Source organism: Actinoplanes utahensis (assembly GCF_016862455.1).
GTDB lineage: Bacteria > Actinomycetota > Actinomycetes > Mycobacteriales > Micromonosporaceae > Actinoplanes > Actinoplanes utahensis.
Map to the genome: position 1 here is coordinate 1 of NZ_BOMZ01000094.1, position 23,328 is coordinate 23,328.

The 23,328-nt window shown below is 70.0% G+C and carries 23 protein-coding genes and 3 pseudogenes; 14 read left to right on the plus strand and 12 right to left on the minus strand.

Annotation, left to right across the window (positions count from 1 at the left end; genetic code table 11):
- Window positions 1-367 precede the first annotated feature (367 nt).
- The gene (locus tag Aut01nite_RS34460; RefSeq protein ID WP_152629029.1) at window positions 368-784 is read left to right on the plus strand and encodes a hypothetical protein; all 417 of its coding nucleotides are present in this window, start codon (window positions 368-370) and stop codon (window positions 782-784) included.
- Between the two features lie 227 nt (window positions 785-1,011).
- Here the strand turns inward: Aut01nite_RS34460 and Aut01nite_RS44980 are convergent, their stop codons facing one another.
- Together Aut01nite_RS44980 and Aut01nite_RS34470 are read right to left on the minus strand one after the other, a co-directional pair.
- A complete protein-coding gene (locus tag Aut01nite_RS44980) occupies window positions 1,012-1,326 on the minus strand; it encodes a transposase (RefSeq protein ID WP_152629046.1) in 315 nt (104 codons plus the stop codon).
- 123 nt (window positions 1,327-1,449) lie between these two features.
- Entirely contained in the window at window positions 1,450-2,046 is a 597-nt protein-coding gene (locus Aut01nite_RS34470; RefSeq protein ID WP_043531361.1) for a TetR/AcrR family transcriptional regulator, read from the minus strand.
- Between the two features lie 84 nt (window positions 2,047-2,130).
- Between Aut01nite_RS34470 and Aut01nite_RS34475 the strand changes: the two genes are divergently transcribed.
- From Aut01nite_RS34475 to Aut01nite_RS34485, 3 genes are all read left to right on the plus strand, one after another.
- The gene (locus Aut01nite_RS34475) at window positions 2,131-2,607 is read left to right on the plus strand and encodes a RidA family protein (RefSeq protein WP_083999832.1); all 477 of its coding nucleotides are present in this window, start codon (window positions 2,131-2,133) and stop codon (window positions 2,605-2,607) included.
- Between the two features lie 146 nt (window positions 2,608-2,753).
- The gene (locus Aut01nite_RS34480) at window positions 2,754-3,356 is read left to right on the plus strand and encodes a hypothetical protein (protein ID WP_043531365.1); all 603 of its coding nucleotides are present in this window, start codon (window positions 2,754-2,756) and stop codon (window positions 3,354-3,356) included.
- A gap of 145 nt (window positions 3,357-3,501) precedes the next feature.
- A complete protein-coding gene (locus Aut01nite_RS34485; RefSeq protein ID WP_052164404.1) occupies window positions 3,502-3,732 on the plus strand; it encodes a putative antibiotic biosynthesis monooxygenase in 231 nt (76 codons plus the stop codon).
- Window positions 3,733-4,422: 690 nt separating this feature from the next.
- Here the strand turns inward: Aut01nite_RS34485 and Aut01nite_RS34490 are convergent.
- Window positions 4,423-4,659 carry a hypothetical protein gene (locus tag Aut01nite_RS34490; protein WP_083999834.1) on the minus strand — a complete coding sequence of 79 codons (237 nt, stop codon included), beginning with the start codon at window positions 4,657-4,659 and terminating at the stop codon, window positions 4,423-4,425.
- A gap of 213 nt (window positions 4,660-4,872) precedes the next feature.
- Between Aut01nite_RS34490 and Aut01nite_RS34495 the strand changes: the two genes are divergently transcribed.
- From Aut01nite_RS34495 to Aut01nite_RS34510, 4 genes and pseudogenes are all read left to right on the plus strand, one after another.
- Window positions 4,873-5,475 (plus strand): hypothetical protein, encoded by a 603-nt coding sequence (locus tag Aut01nite_RS34495; protein WP_043531367.1) that lies wholly within the window; start codon window positions 4,873-4,875, stop codon window positions 5,473-5,475.
- Between the two features lie 487 nt (window positions 5,476-5,962).
- Window positions 5,963-6,274 carry a hypothetical protein gene (locus tag Aut01nite_RS34500; protein WP_152629030.1) on the plus strand — a complete coding sequence of 104 codons (312 nt, stop codon included), beginning with the start codon at window positions 5,963-5,965 and terminating at the stop codon, window positions 6,272-6,274.
- Between the two features lie 227 nt (window positions 6,275-6,501).
- The gene (locus tag Aut01nite_RS34505) at window positions 6,502-7,206 is read left to right on the plus strand and encodes a phosphotransferase family protein (protein WP_201775614.1); all 705 of its coding nucleotides are present in this window, start codon (window positions 6,502-6,504) and stop codon (window positions 7,204-7,206) included.
- A gap of 9 nt (window positions 7,207-7,215) precedes the next feature.
- A pseudogene (locus tag Aut01nite_RS34510) lies at window positions 7,216-7,641 on the plus strand (transposase); the annotation flags it as partial.
- 37 nt (window positions 7,642-7,678) lie between these two features.
- Here Aut01nite_RS34510 and Aut01nite_RS34515 read toward each other — a convergent pair.
- A pseudogene (locus Aut01nite_RS34515) lies at window positions 7,679-7,837 on the minus strand (MFS transporter); the annotation flags it as partial.
- Between the two features lie 6 nt (window positions 7,838-7,843).
- On the opposite strand from Aut01nite_RS34515, the pseudogene Aut01nite_RS44655 reads away from it, so the two are divergent.
- A pseudogene (locus Aut01nite_RS44655) lies at window positions 7,844-7,912 on the plus strand (MarR family transcriptional regulator); the annotation flags it as partial.
- Window positions 7,913-8,082: 170 nt separating this feature from the next.
- Here Aut01nite_RS44655 and Aut01nite_RS34525 read toward each other — a convergent pair.
- Together Aut01nite_RS34525 and Aut01nite_RS34530 are read right to left on the minus strand one after the other, a co-directional pair.
- On the minus strand, window positions 8,083-8,763 hold the full coding sequence (locus Aut01nite_RS34525) for a glycosyltransferase family 2 protein (RefSeq protein ID WP_052164405.1): 681 nt from the start codon (window positions 8,761-8,763) through the stop codon (window positions 8,083-8,085).
- Window positions 8,764-8,813: 50 nt separating this feature from the next.
- Entirely contained in the window at window positions 8,814-10,031 is a 1,218-nt protein-coding gene (locus tag Aut01nite_RS34530; RefSeq protein WP_236643086.1) for a L,D-transpeptidase, read from the minus strand.
- A 216-nt stretch (window positions 10,032-10,247) separates the two neighbouring features.
- On the opposite strand from Aut01nite_RS34530, the gene Aut01nite_RS34535 reads away from it, so the two are divergent.
- The 4 genes from Aut01nite_RS34535 (at window position 10,248) to Aut01nite_RS34550 (ending at window position 12,672) form a co-directional block, all read left to right on the plus strand.
- The gene (locus Aut01nite_RS34535) at window positions 10,248-10,700 is read left to right on the plus strand and encodes a GNAT family N-acetyltransferase (protein WP_152629032.1); all 453 of its coding nucleotides are present in this window, start codon (window positions 10,248-10,250) and stop codon (window positions 10,698-10,700) included.
- A 9-nt stretch (window positions 10,701-10,709) separates the two neighbouring features.
- Window positions 10,710-11,048 (plus strand): MmyB family transcriptional regulator, encoded by a 339-nt coding sequence (locus Aut01nite_RS34540; protein ID WP_161790740.1) that lies wholly within the window; start codon window positions 10,710-10,712, stop codon window positions 11,046-11,048.
- A gap of 307 nt (window positions 11,049-11,355) precedes the next feature.
- On the plus strand, window positions 11,356-11,808 hold the full coding sequence (locus Aut01nite_RS34545; protein ID WP_052164407.1) for a tyrosinase family oxidase copper chaperone: 453 nt from the start codon (window positions 11,356-11,358) through the stop codon (window positions 11,806-11,808).
- A gap of 30 nt (window positions 11,809-11,838) precedes the next feature.
- Complete coding sequence (locus Aut01nite_RS34550) at window positions 11,839-12,672, plus strand: tyrosinase family protein (RefSeq protein WP_043531375.1); 834 nt, start codon at window positions 11,839-11,841, stop codon at window positions 12,670-12,672.
- 53 nt (window positions 12,673-12,725) lie between these two features.
- Here Aut01nite_RS34550 and secD read toward each other — a convergent pair whose 3' ends face one another.
- Both secD and Aut01nite_RS34560 read right to left on the minus strand, forming a co-directional pair.
- Window positions 12,726-14,975 (minus strand): protein translocase subunit SecD, encoded by a 2,250-nt coding sequence (gene secD / locus Aut01nite_RS34555; protein ID WP_052164408.1) that lies wholly within the window; start codon window positions 14,973-14,975, stop codon window positions 12,726-12,728.
- Between the two features lie 113 nt (window positions 14,976-15,088).
- On the minus strand, window positions 15,089-15,478 hold the full coding sequence (locus tag Aut01nite_RS34560; protein WP_043531378.1) for a hypothetical protein: 390 nt from the start codon (window positions 15,476-15,478) through the stop codon (window positions 15,089-15,091).
- Window positions 15,479-15,662: 184 nt separating this feature from the next.
- Here Aut01nite_RS34560 and Aut01nite_RS34565 point away from each other — a divergent pair, with 184 nt between their 5' ends.
- Window positions 15,663-17,108: a family 43 glycosylhydrolase gene (locus tag Aut01nite_RS34565; protein ID WP_043531380.1), complete on the plus strand. Its 1,446-nt coding sequence runs from the start codon at window positions 15,663-15,665 to the stop codon at window positions 17,106-17,108.
- A 59-nt stretch (window positions 17,109-17,167) separates the two neighbouring features.
- On the opposite strand, the gene Aut01nite_RS34570 is transcribed toward Aut01nite_RS34565, so the two are convergent.
- The 4 genes from Aut01nite_RS34570 to Aut01nite_RS34585 are packed head-to-tail and all read right to left on the minus strand — an operon-like array spanning window position 17,168 to window position 23,050.
- Complete coding sequence (locus Aut01nite_RS34570) at window positions 17,168-17,314, minus strand: hypothetical protein (protein WP_161790735.1); 147 nt, start codon at window positions 17,312-17,314, stop codon at window positions 17,168-17,170.
- Window positions 17,311-17,784, minus strand: a complete 474-nt coding sequence (locus Aut01nite_RS34575; RefSeq protein ID WP_043531498.1) for a peroxiredoxin — start codon at window positions 17,782-17,784, stop codon at window positions 17,311-17,313. The genes Aut01nite_RS34570 and Aut01nite_RS34575 overlap by 4 nt, the downstream gene beginning before the upstream one ends.
- 32 nt (window positions 17,785-17,816) lie before the next feature.
- Complete coding sequence (locus Aut01nite_RS34580; RefSeq protein WP_043531383.1) at window positions 17,817-19,163, minus strand: M1 family metallopeptidase; 1,347 nt, start codon at window positions 19,161-19,163, stop codon at window positions 17,817-17,819.
- Entirely contained in the window at window positions 19,160-23,050 is a 3,891-nt protein-coding gene (locus tag Aut01nite_RS34585; protein ID WP_444978825.1) for a Pls/PosA family non-ribosomal peptide synthetase, read from the minus strand. Before Aut01nite_RS34585 ends, Aut01nite_RS34580 begins: the two co-directional genes overlap by 4 nt.
- Window positions 23,051-23,328: the final 278 nt, after the last annotated feature.

The following is a 23,328-nucleotide window of genomic DNA, read 5'->3' on the forward strand; positions in this document are numbered from 1 at the left end:
ACTCCCCCCCGCCTCTGCATGACGCTCCGTCACAGCAGTCGACCCGGAGGCAACCCCGATGAGTACACGGATTTGCCGAATTGAGTGCACTATGCCAACTGCTACATCATCGACTGAATGAGCGATGCCTTCGGTCCAGCGATGCCGGGTCGGATGGCTGACAGTGCAGTGACTACCGTTCTTGGGCATTATTGAGAATCCGGGAGTTCCTCGTCTACTTGTGCATCGGCTAGGAATTCATCCAGCCTCCTTGCCCTATTCGCAGGCGGGAAGCGCGGAGCAACTCCAGTCATGGGAGCCGGCTGAGTTACTTAACAACGATCTACAGTGTCTGGAGTAGCGGAACTTGTTGCAGAGAAGTGGAATCATGGTCAAGGGTGCCGCTTTGGCGAAGCGATCTTTCTACTATATTGCCATCGGACTGCTAGCAGTCTATTTCATACTCGCCTACTTCGTTCGCGAGCTGGGTACGGAGAGATTCGAAAGACCATTTCTCGGCTCAACGCTATTCATACTCCCTCTTGCGGCCCTTGTTCACGCCGCAGGCCTGTCAAAAAGCCAGATGGACCTTGAGCGTATTGAAGGCGAGCTGATGTCCATCAAAGACACGATCTTCTCGCTCGCCGACGCCCAGAGCGCAAGAGTTTCGTTCTATGAAGGAAGAAGTAAGGTCTATAACGCAACCGTTTCTGCGATTCTCGCAGCAAGCGATCGCGTCTGGGTTACTCACCTACGCAATGAAGGGCCAATGCGAGGCGAGGCGCATTCTTCAGGCAAGAGCTAAAATTCGCCGCTGAGGCCAACGTCGGCGGCCTAGATATCTCGTCAAGGTGCTCAGTGTCCCTGTCCATTTGACCGAAGCATTCAACGTCGGGATATACGACGACGTCGTCTTCTTCACGCATCGAGACGGAGACCAGACCCTCGGCATCTCTGTACGGAGTAGAAAACTTGCTGACGAGTACATTCGCCACTATTATGAGCGACTCTGGAACAGCCCGAACGCCGATTTCATTCGGCCAGATCTCGTTGCTTAACAAGCTCCTCCTCGCTGGGGCAGCGCGTTCGGCCAGCAGGGTCGCGAAGCGCCGGCGGGGTCGGCCCGGTCGTGCGGCGATCGGCGGGATAGCAGTCGAGCAGGTCGAGAGCTCGTTTGACGTCGGGGACGTTCGCGCCGCTGGTCAGCACGTAGATCGGGGTGCCGTTGCCGTCGCAGATCAGGTGGTGTTTCGAACCGGGTTTACCGCGGTTGACCGGCGACGGCCCTGTCCGGGAACCCCCTTTTCCGCGTCGATGTGACTGGCGTCCATCGCTGCCCGTGACCAGTCGATCCGGTGGGCTGCGTTCAGCTTGGCGAGCAGTGGTGGCGCTGTGTCCCGGTGCCGTGAATCCGTGCGACCATTTCGACGCGGGGCCCTGAGTTCGGCGGTGGGCCCATACCCTGAGCCGTCAACGGTTAGTCGGCTTGGTCAGTCGATCGACCAGGTGGACCAAGCCGTCACGCTGCGCGCGCGGATCGTCGGCGAGCGGGCCGAGCATCATGCGCGCGACCTGCGGGACCGCGTGCCACCATGCTGCGAGCGCGACCACCGCGTAGAGCAGCAGAGCGCCGTCCGGGGATTCGGCGAGGCGACCGGTCCGCTGAGCCTCGCGCAGCGCCGCCACCTTCTCGGAGTACCCGCGCTGGCGCTCTTCGTCGTTCGCGGCTGTCCCCCCGGAAGCCTCCAGCGCCTCCCAGTGCAGCAGGCGCAGCAGGTGCGGATGGGTGCGGTGGTAGTCGAAGACGTCCGCCGCGTAGTCCCCGAGCGATCGGGTGCCATCGGGCACCGAGAGCGGCACGGCGGCCGCCAGTCGAGCCAGCTCGACGCGCAGGACCTCGGCGAAGAGGCCGCCCTTGTCGCCGAAGTGACTGTAGATCCGTTCCTTGTTCACGCCGGCCCGCCGGGCCACCCGGTCCACACGGGCGCCGGCCAAGCCGAACTCGGCGAACTCGCACACAGCGGCTTCCAGCAGTGCCTTCTTCGTCGCAGCGCTGTCACGTGCCATGGCGAGGACAGTACCAACTGTTCAGTTGACTTCCTTGCGGGCTCGGCGTAGAAACCAACTAGTTAGTTGGTTGAGAGGAGAGTCATGTACGCGGGAGCGGATGCAGCAGAAGGCACAGCTGCGAACAATGTCGACGGCGGTTCGACCGGCGGTCGGGTGGTCACCCGCTTGCCGAGCGCGGTACCCGGAATCTCGGATGTCGTGCATGTCGCCGGAGGCCTCCTCCTCGTGTCGGGGCAGACGGCCCTGAGCGACGATGCGGATGTTCCGGAGGATTTCGACGCTGAACTCGACCGGGCCTTCGCCGCCCTGGTGACGGCGCTCGCCGGGGCCGGGGCGTTACCGGCAGACCTGGCGCGCGTGACGATCTACGTACGAGATCTCCCGAACCGATCGCTGGAAACTATCCGGGCGGTGCGCGACCGCTGGATAGCGCCTGGCTCCCGGCCCGCCAGCGCTCTCATCGGAGTCGCCGCCTTGTTCGACCCGCGCGTCCGGGTGGAGATCGACGCGATCGCCGTTGCCCCGGCCGGATACGCCCCGGCAGGCAGTGCGGCATGAAGGGCGGCGCCCTGGTGACGGCGACCGGTCTCGTCCTTGTCGGCACACTAGCCGGTTGCGCCGATGCCCAGGTAGCCCCACCACCGCCGGCGCGGAGCACCTCTGCTCCCGCTACCCCCCTTACCCCTCAGCCGTCCGGAGGCGCCATGTCGTCCACCCCCGAACAACCGACCACGGACCGGGCGCAACGCGCCCTGGCCGCCGCGGGACTTGCCGTCCCTTCCGACCTCCCCGTCGCCCGGACCAGACGCGAGCGGCACGACACCTCCGCCGTTTCCGTGGTGCGCTTCCAGCGAGCCGGCTACCGGCTCGGTGGCCCGCACACCACGGCCGTCGTCACCGACGACGGCACGCTCCTGGGATTCACCAACCTGACGGGTAGTGCGCCCGGAGACCTGCCGAACAAGAACGACGCCGAACGCGTCGCCTTCTCGTTCCTGCGACGCGTCGACGGCGCACACGCGGAGGCACTCACCGTGCAGTGGGTCGACCGGCACGACGAGACGATCACCGACGCCGCGGGCACCACTCAAACCATCGCCGGTATCAAGGTCAAGACTCGGCACGCAGACGGCCGGTACACCTGGGTCCTCGTCGGTCCCGACGCCCGCATCGTGACGTACGAGCGTGGCGTCACCTGGGACAGAGACGAGGGCCGCCGCGGCACGGACATGTGGCTGCACGACGCGTGGGTCGCTGCGCACGACGGCTCGGGGGCGCCACCGCCACCGCCCTACGCGCGGACTTGAATTTACGGTCGCCCCGATCACGGCAAGCCCGGCGCCGGGCCGGGTGCCTTCGCTCAGATCGCTTGGAAGGCAACTGGCATGAGGCCGGATATGGCCGGCGCCATCACCTATCCAAACCCTCCAAGCCTTTAAGGAGCGATGCACCATGTCCCAGGAATCTTTTGCCGCTAACGCCGTCGCCGCTGAGCCGAAGTGGCTCGGGCCGCCGTCTCGTCACCAGATGACCGTGATGATCTGGCTCGCCGTCTTCCCCACGATGACCGTGCTGAATCTGCTGCTCGCTGGACTGCTGCGCAACGCGCCGTCCGTGCTGCGTACCCTCGTGCTCGTCACGGTCGCCGTGCCGATCGTCCTTTACGGTCTGATGGAGTGGTGACCCACCAGCCTTCATCCTGCCTCAACCCCTTCAGGCACCGGTTGCGGCGTCATGGTTCAGTGCCTGGATTCGGTATGGCGGAAATCGAAACTGCTAGGCCGGCTATCGGCGGACGACTGTAGCTTGACATTGTGAGGAATCCTGACCGTCGTCACGCCATGCTCAGCCGTCACGCCAGAAAGCTTCGGCTGGCGGCTTTTCCGGTTCTCGTGGTCGTTGCAGGCTTCGCCACGGCTCGGCTTTCGCCGGATCACACGGCCACGCCAAGGTGGATCAGTGGCACGGTGACCTGGTCCAATGCTGACATCCACCGGGTGCTATTTGAAGCCCACAACGACAGCGATGACAGCGATGACAGCGGTGAGTATGAGGTTGCAGCGGTCGGTCGGATGAACAAGAAAAATGGAGCCTATTTCTCAAGCGGACTTCCGATTTGTCTTGCCGCCCAAGGAACGGAATTCGTACGAACTGACCGGCGCCGCGTTGAGCTTGGCGTTATCTCCGTGAGCGAGTCAGACCGATTCGACTATCGGGTCTCCGTAGTCGTACGGTGCCTTACGTAAGGCGACTCGGCTTTCATGAGCGTTGATTGTGAAGCCGCTTTCGACATGTCCGCCTTCGGGCGGCTGAAGCTTGAGGCCCGCATACTCTTCTGGCCCGCATACTCTTCTGCCGCCAACAACGTGCTGCTCAGGGCTGTGAAGCGTCTGGCTCGTCGGCATCCGGTGACCAGTAGAGCGATGCGGACCACCAAGGGCCGTCCTCGGTTATCTCCTGGGCGATCGTCAGGTCGAGGATGTCTATGGGGTCGAGGTCCAGACGCTCGATCTCGTCTGCCATTCGCCTCAGCAGCCTGGGAAGATCGGTGCTGCCGTCGTCACGCGGGTTCGTCAGACTGAAACGACGGGACGTCCAGGATTCGCTCACCCCGCAACCTTGGCGCTGAACCCGGGTTCCGGATACTCAATTAGAACGGTCAAATCTACTCAAATGCCGTCGAACTCATTTGCCGCCGAGTGCGCGCTGACAGTGCTCCGGTGCCTGTCACGGCAGTCCGGCCTGTGTTAGACATCGCCCATGAAGCTATCGGCTGTCCCCGAGCGCGTTCGGGCCTTGATAACCGCTGAGGTCGCACGGGAGATGGCCGCACCCTACACCGACCAGATCATCTTTCCTGAGAGAGTCTTGATCGATCGACCGGAGTTAGCCAATCGACGCTTCCCAGGCTGGGCAGGCTCCGTCTTGGTCATCTCCGTCGAGAACCAGGGTGTCTGTGCCTGGGGTGTACCTCTCGGGAACGACAACCCCGAGATTCTCATCGGTGGTGAAATCCAGCACCGCGCCGGCTGGGTCCGCGGCACGGAGCGGTACTGCTACGACACTGCCGCGTTCGTGGCAGCCCGCAAGTGGGACGCGTCTTGTCTGTCACAGGGTCCCTTGCTGCAGGCGCAGGCGGCCGAACTCGATGCCGGAACGCTCAGCGTGCTACGGCAACAATGTGAGCAGAGGCCGACCACGACAGGCTGGCCGGGCCATACCGTCCATCGGTGGGAGCGACTCGGCGCAAAGATCATGCTGTGGGACAGCCGCGGGCAATGCGACTGGTGGGTTTCCGCGACGGATCTCACGGCGCTGCACGCGGTGGCTGAGTTCGTACATCCGTTGTCAGACCTGGGCTCGTCATTGTGGTCCAACGACCCGGATGGGATTGCCCTACTGCGCCGCGTGCGGGCACGAGACTGAACGCACTCTCGTGCCGCGATCCGGGTGCTTCATGTCTTTCCGAATGCAGACCGCGACACCGTAGTCGCGGTCACCGGCGTGCCCCGGTGACCGCGGCTGCTCGCAAGGAGAGTGGCCACCATCAGATCGGCTGTGGCACCGCTCGATGCCTGGTCCACGCCGTTGTGGGCTTGCCCCGTTCTGACGGACATCCAAGATCAGGGATCTGTGGTCTCCGGGAGGATGTCCAGCATCATGGAGAGCGTGGGAAAGAAGCGATCGAGGCCGCGGCGGGCGTTCACCCCCGAGTTCAAGGCCGAGATCGTCGAGGCCGGCACCGATCTCGGCTACCGGCCGCAGCGGGACCTGAAAGCCGGCATCGCCGACACCGTGGGCAGCGCAATGTTCCGCGATCAGGCTGGGGAAATAGCTGACCGCGTCGCCGAAGTGCTGCATCTTCGGTCGCAAGTCGCCCATCATTGCATCCTCACGACGAGCGGAGAATGCGATGAGCCCCGAAGACAACTCTTACGTACGGGATCAGAACGCCCGAGTGGACCCGATGCTCGTTCTCGGAACGATCACCGTCGCCGACCTGCGCGAAGCCCTGGCCGGCATGCCCGCCGAGGCTGTCGTTGTCCTTGCCGGGGACGGAGCCGACGGAGACGACTGCTCTCCGCTGGCAGACGTGGAGGAGGCCTGGTATTTCCCAGCCACCGGCGACTCCGCTCCGCTGGGGCGGGACTCCGACGGCAATGTCCACGAGCCCGGCCCTCGTGACCTGTATGCCGTGATACTCCGGCCGACCGACCGTCGCTGACAGTCGCCCCTACCGGTCACTTTTCAGCGGCAGATGAGGACGTTGACCGCCGGTTGTGAGCACCTGCTGCCAGCCTCATGCCGATAGCTGACCGCGATACGGTGTCTCCGGCTTCGACCGTTCGATGAGATGGGGCGAGGGTGTGGGGTCCGAACAAGGCACAACCAGCTCCATCGCCCCTGGGCCTGACTGAGCATCCGTTGGCGGGAGGTTTCGTCGCTGACGTCGTGCTGGTCGGCGATACCGTCCGGAAGTCACCACCGCGCGACCCGGTGTTCGTCCGCCGCCTGTTACGCCACTTCGAGCAGCACCACTGGAGTGGTGCACCGCGGTTCCTCGGCGTCGACGAGCAGGGCCGGGAGATGCTCAGCTTCATCGACGGCGAGGTGCCATGGCGGCAAGGCCATGAGCCGCTCTCGATACGGTCGGAACAAAGCCTCGCCGCGGTCGCTCGTCAGGTTCGCCGGTTCCACGACCTGACCGCCGGGACGGAGCTTGCCGGGGGTCAGGAGGTCGTTTGCCACAACGACTTGTCGCCGAAGAACACGGTCTATCGAGATACCGGCGGGCAGCTGCTGCCGACGGCTTTCATCGACTGGGATATCGCTGCACCCGGCGCGCGGATCCACGATGTCGCGCACGTTTGCTGGCAATACGTCGGACTCGGCCCCAGCGTCGAGGACGCTGCGAAGGCAGCGGGTCTCGTCCGCGTCATCGCTGATGCCTACGGGCTGGAGGATCGGTCCGCCCTGATCGACACGATCATGTGGTGGCAGGACCGGTGCTGGCGCGGCATCGAAGCCGCAGCAGAGGCCGGCGAGCCCGCAATGGTCCGGCTTCGCGATTCGGGAGTGGCCGATACCGTACACGCGGCTCACAACTGGACCCGGGATCATCGCGACGTGCTCTGCCGAAAAGACACGCCGACGTAGCGGACAGAGGATGTCTCACCATGGCTGCGCCCGGACGGCGACTGCAGCCCGCAGCGCTCGTTCTGCCACACCTACGGCCGCGGCAAGGACGAACACCGCATCATCGCGGGCTGGCCTTACTCGATCGTCGCCGCCCTGGAAACCGGCCGGACCTCCTGGACGGCGCTGCTCGACGCCGTCCGGCTGCCGCCGGCCGCGGACGTCACGAGGATCACCTACGCGCAGATCCGGCAGCTCGTCGGTCGGCTGACCGACGCGGGCCAGTGGCAGACCGGTGACCGCGACATCCTGATCGTGCTCGACGCCGGCTACGAGGCCCCGCGCATCGCCTGGCTGCGGCGCGACCTGCCGGTGGAGATCCTCGGCCGGATGCGTTCCGACCGGGTGCTGCGCCGAGCGACCCCGCCCCGCCGAACGCGATCACGCCGAGGCCGGCGATGGCCCAGAAGGTGGCGCGCCATCCGGCTGCCTGGCCGAGGAAGGTGCCGAGGGGTACGCCGAGCACGTTCGCGACGGTCAGGCCGGTGAACATGATGGAGATTGCGGCGGCCTTGCGGTTTTCGGGGACGAGGCCGGTGGCGACGACCGACCCGATGCCGAAGAACGCGCCGTGGCACAGGGCCGCTGGCACATGCGGATGCGACAGCCGGCCCGCGCCGCCGCCCTCTCCAGCAGCGCCACCACCCGGCTCGTCACCAGGCTGGAGGACCGGGGCCTGCTCACCCGGATCCTGGGCGCCGACGACCGGCGCGGCATCTACACCGAGCTCATCCCGGCCGGGCAGAGACTGCTGGAGCAGGCCCGCCCGGTCCACGACGAGGTCCTCGCCCGGTCGCTCGGCGAGGCGGCGCGCACCCCCCGAGCTGGCGGGGCTGGTCAGCTTTCTGCAGTCCGAGTCCTGACCTTCGCGCCGTGCCACAGCAGCGTCCCCCAGACCGCGGCCGAGTCGGCGAGGGCGCTGAAGTGTGAGCCCTCGTTGCCGTCCAGGTACCGGGTCGGGACGGTGACCTGGTCGATCGGCACGTTCCGGGCGGCCGCGTCGACGAGCATCTTCATCTCGTAGTCGAAACCGTCGCCGGGGATCGTGCCGAGCCGGCCCAGCAGGTCCGCCGGCAGGCCGCGCAGCCCGGTCTGGGTGTCCGGCACGTGGTGGCCGGTCATCGCACGGAACAGCCAGCCGGTGAGGGTGTTGCCGAACCGGCTGCGCGGCGGCATCCGGTCGAGATCCCGGACGCCCAGCACGATCCGGCCGGGACGGACGTGCCCGGCGACCCGGCGGATGTCGGCGGCCCGGTGCTGACCGTCGGCGTCCGCGCACACCACATCGGAGCCCGGGTGCTGCCGCCGGACGTACGCCAGACCGGTCTTCAGGGCCGCCCCCTTGCCCCGGTTGACCGAATGCGTGAGGACGGTGCAGCCGAGCTCCGGCACGGCTCCGGGTCCGCTGCCGTCGTCGACGACGACGATGTGGCCGGCGGGCGTGCCGCCGGCGATCAGTTCCGTGACGAGTTCGCCGAGGGCGGGACCGGGACGGAACACGGGCAACAGGACGATCATGTGCGGGGGTCTCCTTGACTGCGGGCTGCCGGGACCCCCTCTCTACCCAATCAGTCGCGTCCGTACTTGTCGAACGGCACGGTCCAGTCGCCGAGACCGTTCCAGATCGGCAGCTTGCGCGGGCTGTTCACCACGTCCACGACGTCGCCGAGGATGAAGTTCTCGTACACCCACTCGGCGTCGGCGGTGCTCAGGTTGATGCAGCCGTGCGACCGGTTCTGCCGGCCCAGCGCCGGGTTCCACGGGGCGGCGTGCAGGAACTCGCCGGAGTACGAGATACGGGTGCAGTACTCGACGTTCTCCGTCACGTAGTGGTTCGGGTCGTTCGGGTCGGAGATGCCGTAACTGGCCGAGCTCATCGTGTGCTTGCGCTTCTTCTCCAGCACGATGTGCGGGCCGCCCGCGGTCCAGTAGTTGATGTACTCGCCGCTCGGCGTCGTGGTGCCGCCACCCTTGCCGAGGCTGCTCTTCATCGTCCGGACCAGCTTGCCGTTGATGTAGACCTTGGTCATGTGGGTGCGGTTGTCGGCGATCGCGATCAGCTGGCGGCCGATCTCGAAGTTGGTGGACGCGTTCTTCGACCCGTACACGTTCTTGCCCAGCTTGACACCGAACACGTTGACGCTCACCTTGATCGACGTGCCGGCCGCCCAGTACTTCGCCGGCCGCCAGTGCACGGTCCGGTCGTCCTTCCAGTAGAACTTGCCCTGCACCTTCGGCAGCGTGGTGATCTCGATGGCCTTCTCCGCGGCGGCCTTGTCGACCGCCCGGCTGAACGCGACGATCACCGGCTGGCCCGCGCCGTACGTCTTCCCGGCCTTGAGCGACGCCAGCCCGTTGGCCTGGAACGCCACCTTCGCCGTGGTGCCCGGCTTCAGCGTGGTGAAGCTGCTGGTCTTGGTGGCCGCCGCGCCGGAGCTGTCCACGGCCGTGACGCTCACCTGGTACTTCTTGTTGTAGTCCAGGTCCGCGGTGGACCGCCACGTCCCGTCCGGCTGCATCTCGCCGGCGATCTTCGTGGCGCCGTTGGTGACGGTGACCGTCTGCAACGTGCCGGACTCGGCGGCGACGACGATCGGCTTCACCGGAGACCACCCGGTGGCGTTGGGCGCGGGCGTGACGCTCAGCTTGACCGGCACGGTCACCTGCGCGGCCTCGGTCACCGGCTCGACCCAGGCGGAGGCCTCCTTCTTCTCCGCGGTGGTGCATCCCGCCGTCGTCGCGGCGGCCACACCGAGCGCGCCGATGATCACCCTACGTCGCCTCATCATGACCCTCATCCATGGCCGCGTCGATCACACCTGCAAAGGCGTCATAGTGACAGATGAGGATCCGGCCCGGTATCCCCCGCGCGTACCCCACCCGGGACCGCCGGCGACGGCGCGGATCACCCTCCCGCCTGCCACCCGGCAGGGATTCCCGGCAATCGGTACGGGCCCGGCCGCACCGCCCGGACCGCCCGCGGACCGGGCAGGATGCCGGGCATGACCGACCTGATCACGGTGCGCCGCGCCGGAACCGCCGATCTGCCCGAGGCCGCCGCGCTGTTCGCCGGGTACCTCGACTTCTATCAGCGCCCGGCCCCGCCCGAGCGGGTCCTCGCCTTCCTGCGGGAGCGGCAGGAGCGCGGTGAGGCGGTGCTGCTGCTGGCCCGCGCCCAGGACGGCACGCCGGCCGGGTTCGTCAACGTCTACCCGACCTTCTCGTCGCTGTCCATGGCGCCGGTGTGGACGCTCAACGACCTGTTCGTCGCGCCCACGGCCCGGCGCACCGGCGCCGGGCGGGCCCTGGTGCGGGCCTGTGCGGCCGAGGCGCGGGCCGCCGGCGCCGTGGGGGTCCAGCTGCAGACCGCACCGGACAACCTCGCCGCGCAGGCCCTCTACCGGGCCGAGGGATTCGAGCCGGACGCCTTCGCCGCCTACTACCTGTCGCTCTGACGGGCCGCGCTGGTCACCGACCTGCGCGGGGCGGCCGCCCGCTATCCGGCCGACGCCGGGCTGCGCGATCTGGTGACGGATCTGCGGGCGGCGAGCGAGGACTTCGCCCGGTTGTGGGACGGCGGCACGGTGGCCGTCCACGGGTCCGGCAGCAAGACCGTGCGCCATCCCGAGGTCGGCACGTTCACCGTCGACTGCGACGTGCTGACCGCGCCCGGTGGCGACGTGCGGATCGTCGCCTACACGGCGGCGCCCGGCAGCGACTCCGCCGAGCGCCTCAAGCTGTTGAACGTGATCGGCACCCAGGTCCTGTCGCCCGTTGCGAACGAGCCCCGCGGCATCCTGTGACCCGTTGCACATCACGTCCGCTTTTGGTGGCTTCGCACCACCGATCGGGCGCCGAAAAAAGCTAACTGGTAAACGATCGTTAAAGCATTGAGAACGACGGCCGGATCCGCTTGCGGAGCTCCGGTAGGTTCTGCCGTGCCGGCCATTCTCGGGAGATCCCCGGAATCCGACGAGCAGAGGAGAACCAACCATGCGCTTGCCATTCACCCTGATCAGGACCGGCTGACCGACCAAGAATCCGCCGGATCATACGAATGATCCGGCCATTTCACGCTGCCCGGAAATCGAATCAGAAATGGGGAATGACATGCCTGAGATCAGTCGTCGTGACGCGCTCCGATACGGGGCCGCCACCGTCGCCGTCGCCACCGCAGTGGGTGGCGCCCAGGCCCTTTCCGGCTCCGGGTCCCCGGCCCGCGCGACACCGGCGCACCGGGACCCACGCGACTTCACCGTGACGTACCGCGGCCGGGAGATCACCGGCGTACACGCCGGATCCGGTGACCGCAGCGCGCTGCGGGCCGGCGCCACCGGCGCCGCACACGAGGTTCACATCGACGGCAGGCGGCTGGCCGTCATGGCGATCGCGCTGCCCGGTGGGACCGGCTACATCAGCGCCCTCAACCACTACGAGCCCGTGCTCATCGACACCGGCGGCAACCAGGACGGGCTGCTGCGGCTCGCCCGGCGGGCGGTCGACGTCCTCGGCGACCGCGAACTGACCGCCCTCGCCGGCGCGACACACGACCACGGACGCTGACCCACCGATCCCGGAAAGGCCTGACACACCATGGGCGTACGCAAGAACGCGCGTGACCTCACCAGCGCGGAGAAGGCGGCGTTCGTCGCCGCCGTCAAACGACTCAAGGCACAGACGACCGGCCGCAACTACGACTGGTTCGTCACCACCCACATCAACTACTTCGCCGCCGTCGGTGGCGTCCGCTACGCACACCAGTCACCGTCGTTCCTGCCCTGGCACCGGCAGTACCTGACCGAGTTCGAGAAGGCGCTCCAGGTCCTCGACCCGTCGGTGTCCCTGCCGTACTGGGACTGGACCGGCGACCGGACGGCCACCGGCGCGCCGTTCACCGCCGACTTCATGGGTGGCACCGGCGCGGGCGGCAACGGCCCGGTCACCACCGGCCCGTTCGCCGGCGCGACCAACTGGCGGATCACCGTGAGCGCCTCCAGCGCGACGTCGCTGCGCCGGGCGCTGGCCGCCGGCGGCGCGACCCTGCCCACCGGCACCCAGGTGAACCGGGTGCTGAACGTCGCGGCGTACGACGCCGCCCCGTGGAGCAGCGCCTCGGCCACCGGCATGCGCAACATGATGGAGGGCTGGAACCGGCAGGGCGCGAACCTGCACAACGCGGTGCACGTCTGGGTCGGCGGGCACATGGCCCAGCAGGACTCGCCGAACGATCCGGTCTTCTGGCTGCACCACTGCAACATCGACCGGCTGTGGTCGCAGTGGCAGACCCGCTGGGGCTTCGACGCCGGTCACTATCTGCCGCCCGCCGGCACCGCGGGGGTCGTCGACCTGAACGAGGAGATGCAGCCGTGGGGCGGCGTCACCCCGGCGGCGGTGCTCGACCACCGGGCGAGCTACACGTACGCCTGATCGGCGCACCGATCGTGTCCCGCCGGACCCTGGTCCGGCGGGACACGATGCGTTCACCGTGCGGCCGGCACACCCCGCCGGGACTCCACCGGGGGCGGCGGGGCGGCCGGGCCCGCGCGGCGGGACTCGAACACGACGGCGAGGGGGTTCGCGACGAACACCGACGAGTACGTGCCGACGATGATGCCGACCAGCAGGGCCACCGCGAAGTCGACCAGCGAGTCGCCGCCGAGCACGGCCAGGGCGGCGAGGATGAAGATCGCGCCGAGCCCGGTGTTGACGGTCCGCGGCACGGTCTGCAGGGCGCCGGTGTTGGCGAGCCGGGCGAACGGGGTGCGTTTCCCGCGATCGGCCCGGACCAGCTCACGGATCCGGTCGAAGGTGACGACCGAGTCGTTGACCGAGTACCCGATGACGGTGAGCAGGGCCGCCAGGAACACCCCGTCGACCGGCCGGCCCAGCCACGCGAACACCCCGACCAGGATGAGCACGTCGTGGAACATCGCCAGGACCGCGGCGGCGCCCCACCGCCAGCGGAACCGGACAGCCAGGTAGGCGAGCTGGACGGCGAGGGCCACCGCGAGGGCGATCAGGGCGTTGCGGCGCAGTTCGGCGCCGAGCGTCGGGCCGATCTTCTCGTCCCGGAGCCGCTGAATGTCGCCGCCGCCGGCCGTGGCCAGCGCCGACCGTACCTCCGCTTCGGTGTCCTCGCCGAACCCGCCGGCCCGGACGCTGATGTTGCCGTCGCCCGAGGTGGTGACCACGGCCCGGTCCAGGCCGGCGGAGGTCACCGCGGCACGGGCGTCGTCGACCGCGAGCGGCGTGGTGGCGGCGTACTCGACGAGGCGGCCGCCGGTGAACTCGACGCCCAGGTTCAGGCCGCGGATCCCGACGCCGGCCAGTGCCAGCACCACGGACGCCAGCGCCACGCCCAGCCACAGCCCGCGGCGGCCCATGATGTCCGGGTCGCGGCGTTCCAGGGTCCGGCGCACCCAGCCGACGCCGGCCAGGCCGCTCCAGGCCGGGCGGCGGCTCAGCCAGCGGGTGTTCACCAGCGGGGACGCCACCACCCGGGTCAGTACGAGCGCGGTGAACATGGACGCCAGCACGCCGATCGACAGGGTGACGCCGAAACCGCGGACCGGGCCGGAGGCGAGGAAGAACAGCAGGCCGGCGGCGAGCAGGGTGGTGATGTTGGAGTCGGCGATCGCGGACCAGGCGTTGCTGAAACCGGAGCGGAGGGCGGTACGCAGGCTGCGGCGGGGGCCACCGGCGGCGTACTCCTCCCGCGCTCTCTCGAAGATCAGCACGTTGGCGTCCAGGGCCATGCCGATCGCCAGCACGAACCCGGCCAGGCCGGGCAGGGTGAGGGTGGCGCCGATCGCGAGCAGGGCGGCGTACGAGATGAGGCCGTAACAGATCAGCGCGAACGCCGCGACGCCGCCGACGATCCGGTAGACGGCGACGATGAACAGGATCGTGGCCAGCACGCCGATCAGCGCCGCCTGCGCCGACGCGTCGACGGCGGCCTTGCCCAGGCTGGGGCCGACGGTGCGCTGCTCGACGATGTCGACCGGGACGGGCAGGCCGCCGGCCCGGACCAGCAGGGCCAGGTTCTTGGCCTCGTCCTCGGTGAACGTGCCGGTGATCCGGGTCCGGCCACCGCTCATGCCCGCGCTGCAGGCGACGTCCTCGTTCACCTGCGGCGACGAGATCACCTCCCGGTCCAGGACGATCGCCACCCGCCGGGCCGGGTCGCCGGGCGGGGCGCAGGCGGCCTCGCCGGTCAGTCTGCGCCAGGCCTCGCCGCCGCCGCGGAACTCCAGGTCGACCTGCCAGCCGTTGAACTGGTCCAGGCCTGCGGTGGCGCCGCTGACCTGCTGCCCGGTGAGCGCCGCCGGGCCGAGATGCAGCGGTTCGCCCGTCTCGGACGGCAGGGTGAGCTCGGTGGCGGCGCCGCGGACGGGATGGAAGGTGAGCTGGGCGGTACGGCCGATGACCCGGACCGCCTCGGCCGGTTCGGTGACACCGGGCAGTTCGACGATGATCCGCCGGTCCCCGGAGCGGGCCAGGGTCGGCTCGGCCACGCCGAGCTCGTCGACGCGGCGGCGCAGCACCTCCAGGGCCTCGTCGGTGGTGGACGGGGTCGCCTGGGCGAACTCACCGTCCCGGGTCTCCAGGACTATCTGGGTTCCGCCGCGCAGGTCCAGCCCGAGCCGGGGCGGGTGGGTGGCCAGCAGCCACCCCGACACCGCCAACACGACCAGGGCGAGGACCGCGCGCACGGCGTTGACGCGCGACATTGCGGATGCTCCTTGAGAGAGGACCCCACGCGGCGGTACGCGGTGCGCGCGGCCTGATTCTCAGACGCGGCACGCGGCAGGCACGGCGTGGGTGAAGAGGAAAGGGGGCTCGGCTACGCCAGGCGGCGTGGCGGCGCCCGTCCTCTCATCGCGTGCAGGAGCAGCGACGGTGTCGCGGCGCAGGTCCGCGCGGCGGCGACCGGCCACCGGAGGTGCCGGCGCGTGCCGAACAGGACGGCGGCGATCGCGGCGACGAACAGGAGCAGGGAGCAGGGTGTGGGTTTGCCGGCCAGCCGGGCCTCCGGCACCACCGGGACGGCGGCCTGCGGCGCCGCGGCGACGACCGCGGGCCTGGGCAGCTCGCCGGCGGTGGACCACTCGCCGCGGCCGACGCCGAGCAGCGAGATCCAGGCGGCGCCGAGCACCAGGGCGAGCACGGCGGCATGCCATGCCTGCCGCACCCGCTGCTCGGCCCACACGTCCGGTTCCCCCTCCGACCGCACGAGCGTACCTCGCGCGGGCACGCCGCCCTCGCCCGTCGATCCGGCCGTGCCGGCGCCGCCTCCCGTTAGCGCTCACAGAGGGAGCCGCAGTGACAACATTTCGGGGATGTTTCTTGACGTGGGTCGAATCGACGTGCATGTTAACGATCACACGTTCCCTTCCCCCGTCCGCAAGGAAGTCACGATGGGTCTCCCCGCTCGCATCCGTCGCAAGCTCACGGTCGCGCTGGCCCTCGCGGTGGTGCTGCTGGCCGGGTACGCCTCCCCGGCGTCCGCCCAGTTCGTCACCGTGAAGAATCCGATCGTCCAGCAGCGCGCCGACACCGCGATCTACAAGCACACCGACGGCTACTACTACATGACCGCCTCGGTGCCCGACTACAAGCGCGTCGAACTGCGCCGCGCCACCACCCTCCAGGGCCTCGGCACCGCGGCGACGTCGAACGCGTTCGTCGCGCCGTCCAGTGGAGCGCTCAGCGGCTGGATCTGGGCGCCGGACATCCAGTACATCGACGGCGCCTGGTACATGTACTTCTCGGCGTCGCCCGGCACCGCCGTCTTCGACCAGCGGCTCTACTGGATCCGCAACACCAGCGCCAACCCGATGACCGGCACGTGGAGCGCGCCGCAGCGGTTCAACACCGGCTGGGAGTCGTTCCAGCTGGACGCGGCGGTCTTCGTCAACAAGGGCGTCCGCTACTTCGCCTGGGCCCAGGACAGCCCGTCCACCAGCTTCAACAGCCACATGTACCTGGCCCGGATGAACGGCCCGACCGCCATCACCGGCACCGCCGTGGAGATCGCCCGGCCGACCGTCGCCTGGGAGAAGGAAGGCGTCGCCGGCGTGGTGGAGGGCCCGTCACCGCTGGTCAAGAACGGGCGGGTGTACATCGCGTACTCGGCCTCGGCGACCGACTCGCGGTACAAGCTGGGCCTGCTGTCCTCCTGGGACACCGCCGACCTGCTGAACCCGGCGTCCTGGTACAAGCACCCGAACCCGGTCTTCCAGACCGCCAACGGCGTCTACGGCCCGGGGCACGGCAGCTTCACCGTCGCCGAGGACGGCGTCACCGACATGCTGGTCTACCACGCCCGCGATTACGCCACCCCGACGCCGGACGCGCTGACCGACCCGAACCGGCACACCCGCGTGCAGCAGCTGCTCTGGCGGGAGAACGGCGACCCGTTCTTCGGCCAGCCGATCCCCAGCACCGTCACCAGCCCCGGCATCCGCGGCCAGCACAGCAACCGGTGCGTCGACAACTACAACCGGGACACCACGCTCGGCGCCCTGGTCAGGCTGTACGACTGCAACAACGGCACCGCGCAGCAGTTCGAGCTGAACTACCGCAACGGCGCCCACTACGAGATCCGCAACCGTAACACCGGCACCTGCCTGGCCAACCTGACCTCGACCACCGCGTCGAACGCCGACGTCGGCCTCTACACCTGCAACGGCTCCACCGGCCAGCAGTGGATCGTGCAGGACCGGGGCAGCGGCTGGATGTCCCTGCGCAACGTGGCCGGCAATTCGTGCCTGGACAACTTCGAGTGGAACACCGCGAACGGCGCCCGCCTCTCGCTGTACCCGTGCAACGGCCTCGCCGCCCAGCTCTGGCGGCTCGGCTGACAACCCTCGTGTGGTGAGTCCGGGCTCGTATCGCGCCCGGACCCACCACACGAGAAGTCTCACGAGGCCGGCAGTGACCGGGTGAGCCGCCCGAGCACCAGCACGGCGACGGCCACCGCCACGGCGACGGCTCCCGCGACGACCGGGGAGCCGATCGCCAGGGCCGAGCCGAACGCGCCGACGGACCCGAGACATCCGTCGATCATTGCCGATCCCCCGCGGTCTTCGCCACGTGCAACGCCTGCGCGGCGTGCTGATGCATGTCCATCTCGCTGTGGATGACCTCGAGGACCGTACGGTCGGCGCCGATCACGAACGTCATCCGCTTGGTGGTCAGCGGGCCCAGAGCCAGCTTGCGCTTGACGCCGTACGCGGCGATGGTCGTCGACTCCGGGTCGGACAGCAGCGGATAGTCGAAGCCGTACGTCTCCGCGAACTCCTTCTGCTTCGCGACCGGGTCCCGGCTGATGCCGACCCGCTGCACGCCCGCCCCGCGGTACTCCGCGGCCAGGTCCCGGAAGTGGCAGGCCTCCGCGGTGCAGCCCTTGGTCATCGCCCCGGGGTAGAAGAAGAGGACGACGGGCCCGTCGGCGACGAGTTCACTGAGCCGCCGCGGCGTACCGTCCTGGTCGGGGTGTTCGAAGTCCGGCGCGATCTCACCTTTACCGATGCTCATCCGGTGCACAGTACGGGGCCGGGACGCGCCGGTCACCGCACCTCGGGCAGCGGCGGCAGGGCCGGGCGGTCCAGCCAGGCGGTGAACAGGTCGTCCAGGGGCACCGCCGAGAACCGGGCGGCGTGCTCTCGGAATCCGGCCGTCGTCACGGTCCGGTGCCGGTGCTCGGCCACCCACGAACGCAGCAGCGGGAAGAACGCCCGCTCACCGACCCGGGCCCGCAACGCGTGCACGGCCAGCGCGCCGCGTTTGTAGACGAGCGGGTCGAACATGCGGTCCACGCCGGGATCGGCGACGGCGATGGTCGCCGGCTGCGCCGCGACCCAGGCATGCCAGTGGGCGGCGTGGGCGTTGGTGGACGGGCCGCCGGAGGCTCCGGACCACAACCATTCGGCGTACGTGGCGAAGCCCTCGTTGAGCCAGATGTGCCGCCAGTCGGCGACCGTGAGACTGTTGCCGAACCACTGGTGGGCCAGTTCGTGCACGACGAGGCGTTCGTGGGTGCGCCGCCCGTCGACGTGGTTGCGGCCGAAGACGGCCATCCCCTGCGCCTCGACCGGGTCGTCCAGCTCGTCGGCGGTGACCACGACCACGTACTCGCGGAACGGGTACGGCCCGAACAGCCGCTCCAGCACCGTCATGATCTCGCCGTGCCGCCCGAAGTCGAACGCGAACGCGCTGCGGGCCCGGGGGGTGATCGCGGCCCGCTGGACGACCCGGCCGGCGGCCAGCTCGACCAGGTCGTACCGGCCGATCTGGACGCTCATCAGGTACGGGGCGGTCGGCTCGTCCCGCTCGTACACCCAGGTGGTGCTGCCCTCGGCCCGTCGCCGCGACACCAGGTCGCCGGTCACCAGCACGGTGTACGCCGACGCCACGGTCAGCGTCACCAGGAAGGTGGCCTTGTCGCCGGGCCGGTCGTTGCACGGGAACCAGGACGGCGCCCCGTTCGGCTGGCTCGCCACCAGGACCCCGTCGGACAGCCGATCCCAGCCGATGTCACCCCACCGGCCGGACACCGGGCCGGGCTTGCCCCCGTACCGGATCTCGACCTTGAAGGTGGCGCCGTAACCGATCGGCCGGTCCGGTTTGACGCGCAGTTTCCCCGGCCGGTGGTCGAACTTGACCGGCCGGCCGTCGACGCGCACGTCCTGCACCCGCAGCCGGGACGCCAGGTCCAGGGTGAACCGGGACAGCGGCTGACCGGCGCGGGCGGTGACGACCGCCCGGCCGGTCAGCCGGTTCGACACCACCCGGTAGTCCAGGTTGAGGTCGTAGTGCAGCACCCGGTAGCCGCCGTTGCCGTGCTCCGGGAGGTACGGATCGGTCGAACGGTCGGCACCCGGCGAGGCGCCGACCGGCCCGGCCGGTGGGGTCATGCCTTGCGGGAGGCCGTCGCCGGCCAGGTCGCGATCGGGTTGCCGAGCCAGCGGGAGTCCTCGGGCACCGCGTCACCGCGGGTGACGAGCGAGCCGGGACCGACGGTGGTGCGGGCGCCGATGCTGGCGCCGGGCAGCACGATGCCGTGCGGGCCGAGTGTGGCGCCCGCGCCCAGAGTGACCTCGTCCATGCTCATGATCCGATCATGGAACAGGTGGGTCTGCACCACGCACCCCCTGTTGACGGTCGCGCCCTCGCCGAGCCGGACCAGATCGTACTCGGGCAGCCACAGCGTCTCCAGCCACACTCCCCGGCCGATCTTCGCGCCGAGGGTCCGCATCCAGAGGGTGAGCAGCGGGGTGCCGGTGGCGAACCGGAGCAGCCACGGCGCGGCGAGCACCTCGACGAACGTGTCGGCGAGCTCGTTGCGCCAGACGAACGACGTCCACAGCGCCCGCTCGGTGACCCGGAACCGGCCGACCAGCAGCCACTTCGCGGCCGTCGCGGTGAGCCCGGCGACGATCGCGGCGGCCAGCAGCACCGGCCCGGCGGCCAGTGCCGCGACGGCCGGCCCGTAGGTCCGCCAGAGGGCCGCCAGCGCGGCGAGGACCGCGACGGCGAGGGCGCCGGCGGCGACCACCGGGACGATCCGGCACAGTTCGATCACGGCCCGGGCCACCGCGAGCCGCAGCGGCGGGTCGAAGGTGCGGCTCGCGTCGCCGGCCTCGACGGTGCGGCGCAGCGGCATCGGCGGGGCGCCCAGCCACGACGAGCCCTTCTTCGCCTTGCGCGGCGCCGACGACAGCACGCCGACCAGGCCCCGTTTGGGCACCGAGCGGCCGGGCGCGGCCATCCCGGAGTTGCCGAGGAACGCCTGCTTGCCGATCCGGGCCGGGGCGACCCGCAGCCAGCCGTGGCTGAGCTCGTAGGTGGCGACCATGGTGTCGTCGGCCAGGAACGCGCCGTCGTCGACGGTCGTCATCGCCGGGACCGCGAGCACTGTGGAGATCTCCACCCGGCGGCCCACCTTGGCGCCGAGCAGCCGCAGCCACACCGGCGTGAACAGGCTCGAATAGATCGGGAACAGCGCGACCCGGGCCATCCCCATCAGGTGCTCGGTGGTCCACACCTGCCACGCCACCCGGCCCCGCACCGGGTGGAAGCCCTCCCGCATCCCGATGCTGAGCAGCCGAACCGCGACCAGCACGATCAGGGCGTACCCGAGGAGGTAGCCGGCCGACGCGGCCGGGACCGCGGCGAGCATCCGGCTCCCGCTGCCCCACGCCCAGCCGATCAGGGCGAGCGCCGGCAGCGCCGCCACCGCCGGGAGCAGGCCCAGCAGTTGCGCGGTGAGGCTGTAGACGGCCACCCAGGAGCGGCCGCGGGCCGGGCGCTGCTGCGGCCAGACCGTCGCGCCCTTGTCCGGCATCGGGACGGCCGGGGAGCCGGCCCAGCGCTGGTTCGCCGGGACCGCCCCGGTCACCGTCGACCCGGCGGCGATCCTGGCATTCTTGCCGACCCGCGCGCCCGGCATCAGGGTGCTGCGGGCGCCGACCCGGGCGCCCGCGCCGACCCGGACCATGCCGATGCGGACCACGTCGCCGTCGACCCAGTAGCCGGACAGGTCGGCCTCCGGCTCGATCGCCGCGCCGCGGCCGAGTTTCAGCAGGCCGGTGACCGGCGGCGCGGCGTGCAGGTCGACGTCCTCGCCGAGCCGGGCGCCGAGCGCCTTCGCGTAGGTGATCATCCAGCCGGCGCCGGCGACCCCGGTCGCGCCGGTCAGCTCGGCGAACCGTTCGGCCGCCCACAGCCGAACGTGGACGCTGCCGCCGCGCGGGTACTCGCCCGGGCCGACGCCGCGCAGCAGCAGCCGGGCCACGGCCGCCGCCAGGCCGATCCGGCCGGGCGGGCTGAACAGCAGCAGCCAGGCCGCCCCGATCCACCACCAGGACACGTCCGGCGCCACCACCCCGGTGACCTTGCCGAGCGTGGCGAGGATGGTGAGCCAGCGCAGCCCGACCAGCGCCAGCATCGGCAGCATCAGCAGGGCCTGGACGAACCCGGTGCGCCGGGGTGTGGGCCGGACCTCGCGGCGGACCGCGGTCTCGGTGCCGAGGGAGTCGAGGACCGCCGCCATCTGCGACAGCCGGGGGTTCTGATAGACGTCGGCCACCGAGACCCGCGGCTGGGTCTGCCGGATCCAGGCCACCAGCTGGGCCGCGTTCAGGCTGCTGCCGCCGCTGCTGAAGAAGTCGGCGCCGGCCGCGGCCGGGCGGACCCCGAGGATCTCCTCCCAGCCGCCGGCCAGCCACTCCTCGGTCGCGGTCAGCGACGCCGGGTCGGCGGCGCCCGCGACGGCGAGCGGCCACGGCAGGGCGGCCCGGTCCACCTTCCCCGAGGTACGGGTCGGCAGGTCGTCGATCACCGCCAGCAGCGGCACCAGCGCGGCCGGCAGCTGCTCGCGGATCCGGTCGGTGGCCGCCGCCAGGTCGAAGCCGTCCCGGGTGACCAGGTAGCCGACCAGCAGCTGGTTGCCGCCGGCGGTCCGTTTCACGGCGGCGGCCGCGCCGGCCACGTGCGGCAGCGCCTGCAGCGCCGCGTCCACCTCACCCAGCTCGATCCGGCGGCCGCCGAGTTTCACCTGCTCGTCGCCGCGCCCGAGGAACAGCAGTCCCTCCGGCTCGGCGCGGACGATGTCGCCGCTGCGGTACGCCCGGGCCCAGTCCAGGGCGGGCAGCGGCGCGAACTTCTCGGCGTCCTTGGCGGCGTCGAGGTAGCGGGCCAGGCCGACCCCGCCGATCACCAGCTCGCCGGTCTCCCCCATCGCCACCGGCGTGCCGGACGCGTCCACCACGGCGAGTTCCCAGCCGGCCAGCGGCAGCCCGATCCGGACCGGTCCCTCGCCGGTCATCCGGGCCGCGCAGGCCACCACGGTCGCCTCGGTCGGCCCGTACGTGTTCCACAGCTCGCGTCCCTCGACGGCCAGCCGCTCCGCCAGCTCCGGCGGGCACGCCTCACCCCCGAAGATCAGCAGCCGGACGTCCTCGAGCGCCCCGGCCGGCCACAGCGCGGCGAGCGTCGGCACCGTCGACACCACGGTGATGCGCTGCCCGGCCAGCCACGGTCCCAGGTCGACGCCGCTGCGCACCAGCGACCGGGCGGCCGGCACCAGGCAGGCGCCGTGCCGCCAGGCCAGCCACATCTCCTCGCAGGACGCGTCGAACGCCACCGACAGCCCGGCCAGCACCCGGTCGGCGGGGCCGAGCGGCTCGGTGTCCTCGTCGGCGAGGAACAGCTGTGCCTCGGCGTCGACGAACGCGGCGGCGGCGCCGTGCGGGACCGCCACCCCCTTCGGGGTGCCGGTGGAGCCGGAGGTGAAGATGATCCAGGCGTCGTCGGCCGGCTGCGGCCGTCCCGCCCCGCCCCCGGGGGTACGCCGTACCGAGACGGTCAGCCCGTCGCCGAGCACGGCGCACACGCCCGCCTCGGTGAACACCAGTTCGGCCCGCTCGTCCGGGTCGTCCGCGTCCACCGGCACGTACGCCGCGCCGGTGGCGAGCACGCCGAGGATCGCCAGATAGAGGTCGGCCGTGCCGGAGGAGATCCGGATGCCGACCCGGTCGCCGGCGCCGATCCCGTGCCCGCGCAGCACCGCCCGCAGCGCCTCGACCTCGGCCGCCAGCTCCCGGTAGGTGAGCGTCCGGGCGTCGGTGTCGATCGCCCGCGCTCCCGGATGCGCCGCCACGGTCGCGTCGAGGATGTCGACGAGGGTCCGCCGCACCGGCACCGACCGGGTCCGGAACACCGCCGGCGTCTCCGCCGTCTCCACCGCCCCGGGCGGGGGATCGATGTCGGGTAGCTCGATCAGTCGCAGGTCCGTCGTCACAGTCACCTAGCGCGCTCCATCTCTCCGGTCCGATGTCAGCCGGGCGCACGCCGCTGAGCCGTCCGGGACGGCTATCGAACCTACGGGCGGAAGATGAACGATGACCGCTGAATGTCCGCTACGTGTCCACCGACACACCCCCGACCAGCCGCACACCCGACCTCACCATGGGTGTTCGGCCAGTCCCCCGCCACCTGATCAGCCGATTTCCCGCCCCGGACGGCTCAGCGAACCGTCCGCCGGCGGCGGGCACGAGGTTCCGGCGCGCGTGTGGGGTC

What these genes read in the sequence shown, in the direction of transcription:
- Aut01nite_RS34530 (WP_236643086.1), bottom strand. Translation starts at nt 10,031, where the DNA reads ATGAGGCGACGTAGGGTGATCATCGGCGCGCTCGGTGTGGCCGCCGCG.
- Aut01nite_RS34570 (WP_161790735.1), bottom strand. Translation starts at nt 17,314, where the DNA reads ATGATCGACGGATGTCTCGGGTCCGTCGGCGCGTTCGGCTCGGCCCTG.
- secD (WP_052164408.1), bottom strand. Translation starts at nt 14,975, where the DNA reads ATGTCGCGCGTCAACGCCGTGCGCGCGGTCCTCGCCCTGGTCGTGTTG.
- Aut01nite_RS34480 (WP_043531365.1), top strand. Translation starts at nt 2,754, where the DNA reads ATGTCGTCCACCCCCGAACAACCGACCACGGACCGGGCGCAACGCGCC.
- Aut01nite_RS34500 (WP_152629030.1), top strand. Translation starts at nt 5,963, where the DNA reads ATGAGCCCCGAAGACAACTCTTACGTACGGGATCAGAACGCCCGAGTG.
- Aut01nite_RS34580 (WP_043531383.1), bottom strand. Translation starts at nt 19,163, where the DNA reads ATGACCCCACCGGCCGGGCCGGTCGGCGCCTCGCCGGGTGCCGACCGT.
- Aut01nite_RS34475 (WP_083999832.1), top strand. Translation starts at nt 2,131, where the DNA reads ATGTACGCGGGAGCGGATGCAGCAGAAGGCACAGCTGCGAACAATGTC.
- Aut01nite_RS34575 (WP_043531498.1), bottom strand. Translation starts at nt 17,784, where the DNA reads ATGAGCATCGGTAAAGGTGAGATCGCGCCGGACTTCGAACACCCCGAC.
- Aut01nite_RS34460 (WP_152629029.1), top strand. Translation starts at nt 368, where the DNA reads ATGGTCAAGGGTGCCGCTTTGGCGAAGCGATCTTTCTACTATATTGCC.
- Aut01nite_RS34545 (WP_052164407.1), top strand. Translation starts at nt 11,356, where the DNA reads ATGCCTGAGATCAGTCGTCGTGACGCGCTCCGATACGGGGCCGCCACC.
- Aut01nite_RS34535 (WP_152629032.1), top strand. Translation starts at nt 10,248, where the DNA reads ATGACCGACCTGATCACGGTGCGCCGCGCCGGAACCGCCGATCTGCCC.
- Aut01nite_RS34470 (WP_043531361.1), bottom strand. Translation starts at nt 2,046, where the DNA reads ATGGCACGTGACAGCGCTGCGACGAAGAAGGCACTGCTGGAAGCCGCT.
- Aut01nite_RS34525 (WP_052164405.1), bottom strand. Translation starts at nt 8,763, where the DNA reads ATGATCGTCCTGTTGCCCGTGTTCCGTCCCGGTCCCGCCCTCGGCGAA.
- Aut01nite_RS34550 (WP_043531375.1), top strand. Translation starts at nt 11,839, where the DNA reads ATGGGCGTACGCAAGAACGCGCGTGACCTCACCAGCGCGGAGAAGGCG.
- Aut01nite_RS34495 (WP_043531367.1), top strand. Translation starts at nt 4,873, where the DNA reads ATGGCCGCACCCTACACCGACCAGATCATCTTTCCTGAGAGAGTCTTG.
- Aut01nite_RS34485 (WP_052164404.1), top strand. Translation starts at nt 3,502, where the DNA reads ATGTCCCAGGAATCTTTTGCCGCTAACGCCGTCGCCGCTGAGCCGAAG.
- Aut01nite_RS34565 (WP_043531380.1), top strand. Translation starts at nt 15,663, where the DNA reads ATGGGTCTCCCCGCTCGCATCCGTCGCAAGCTCACGGTCGCGCTGGCC.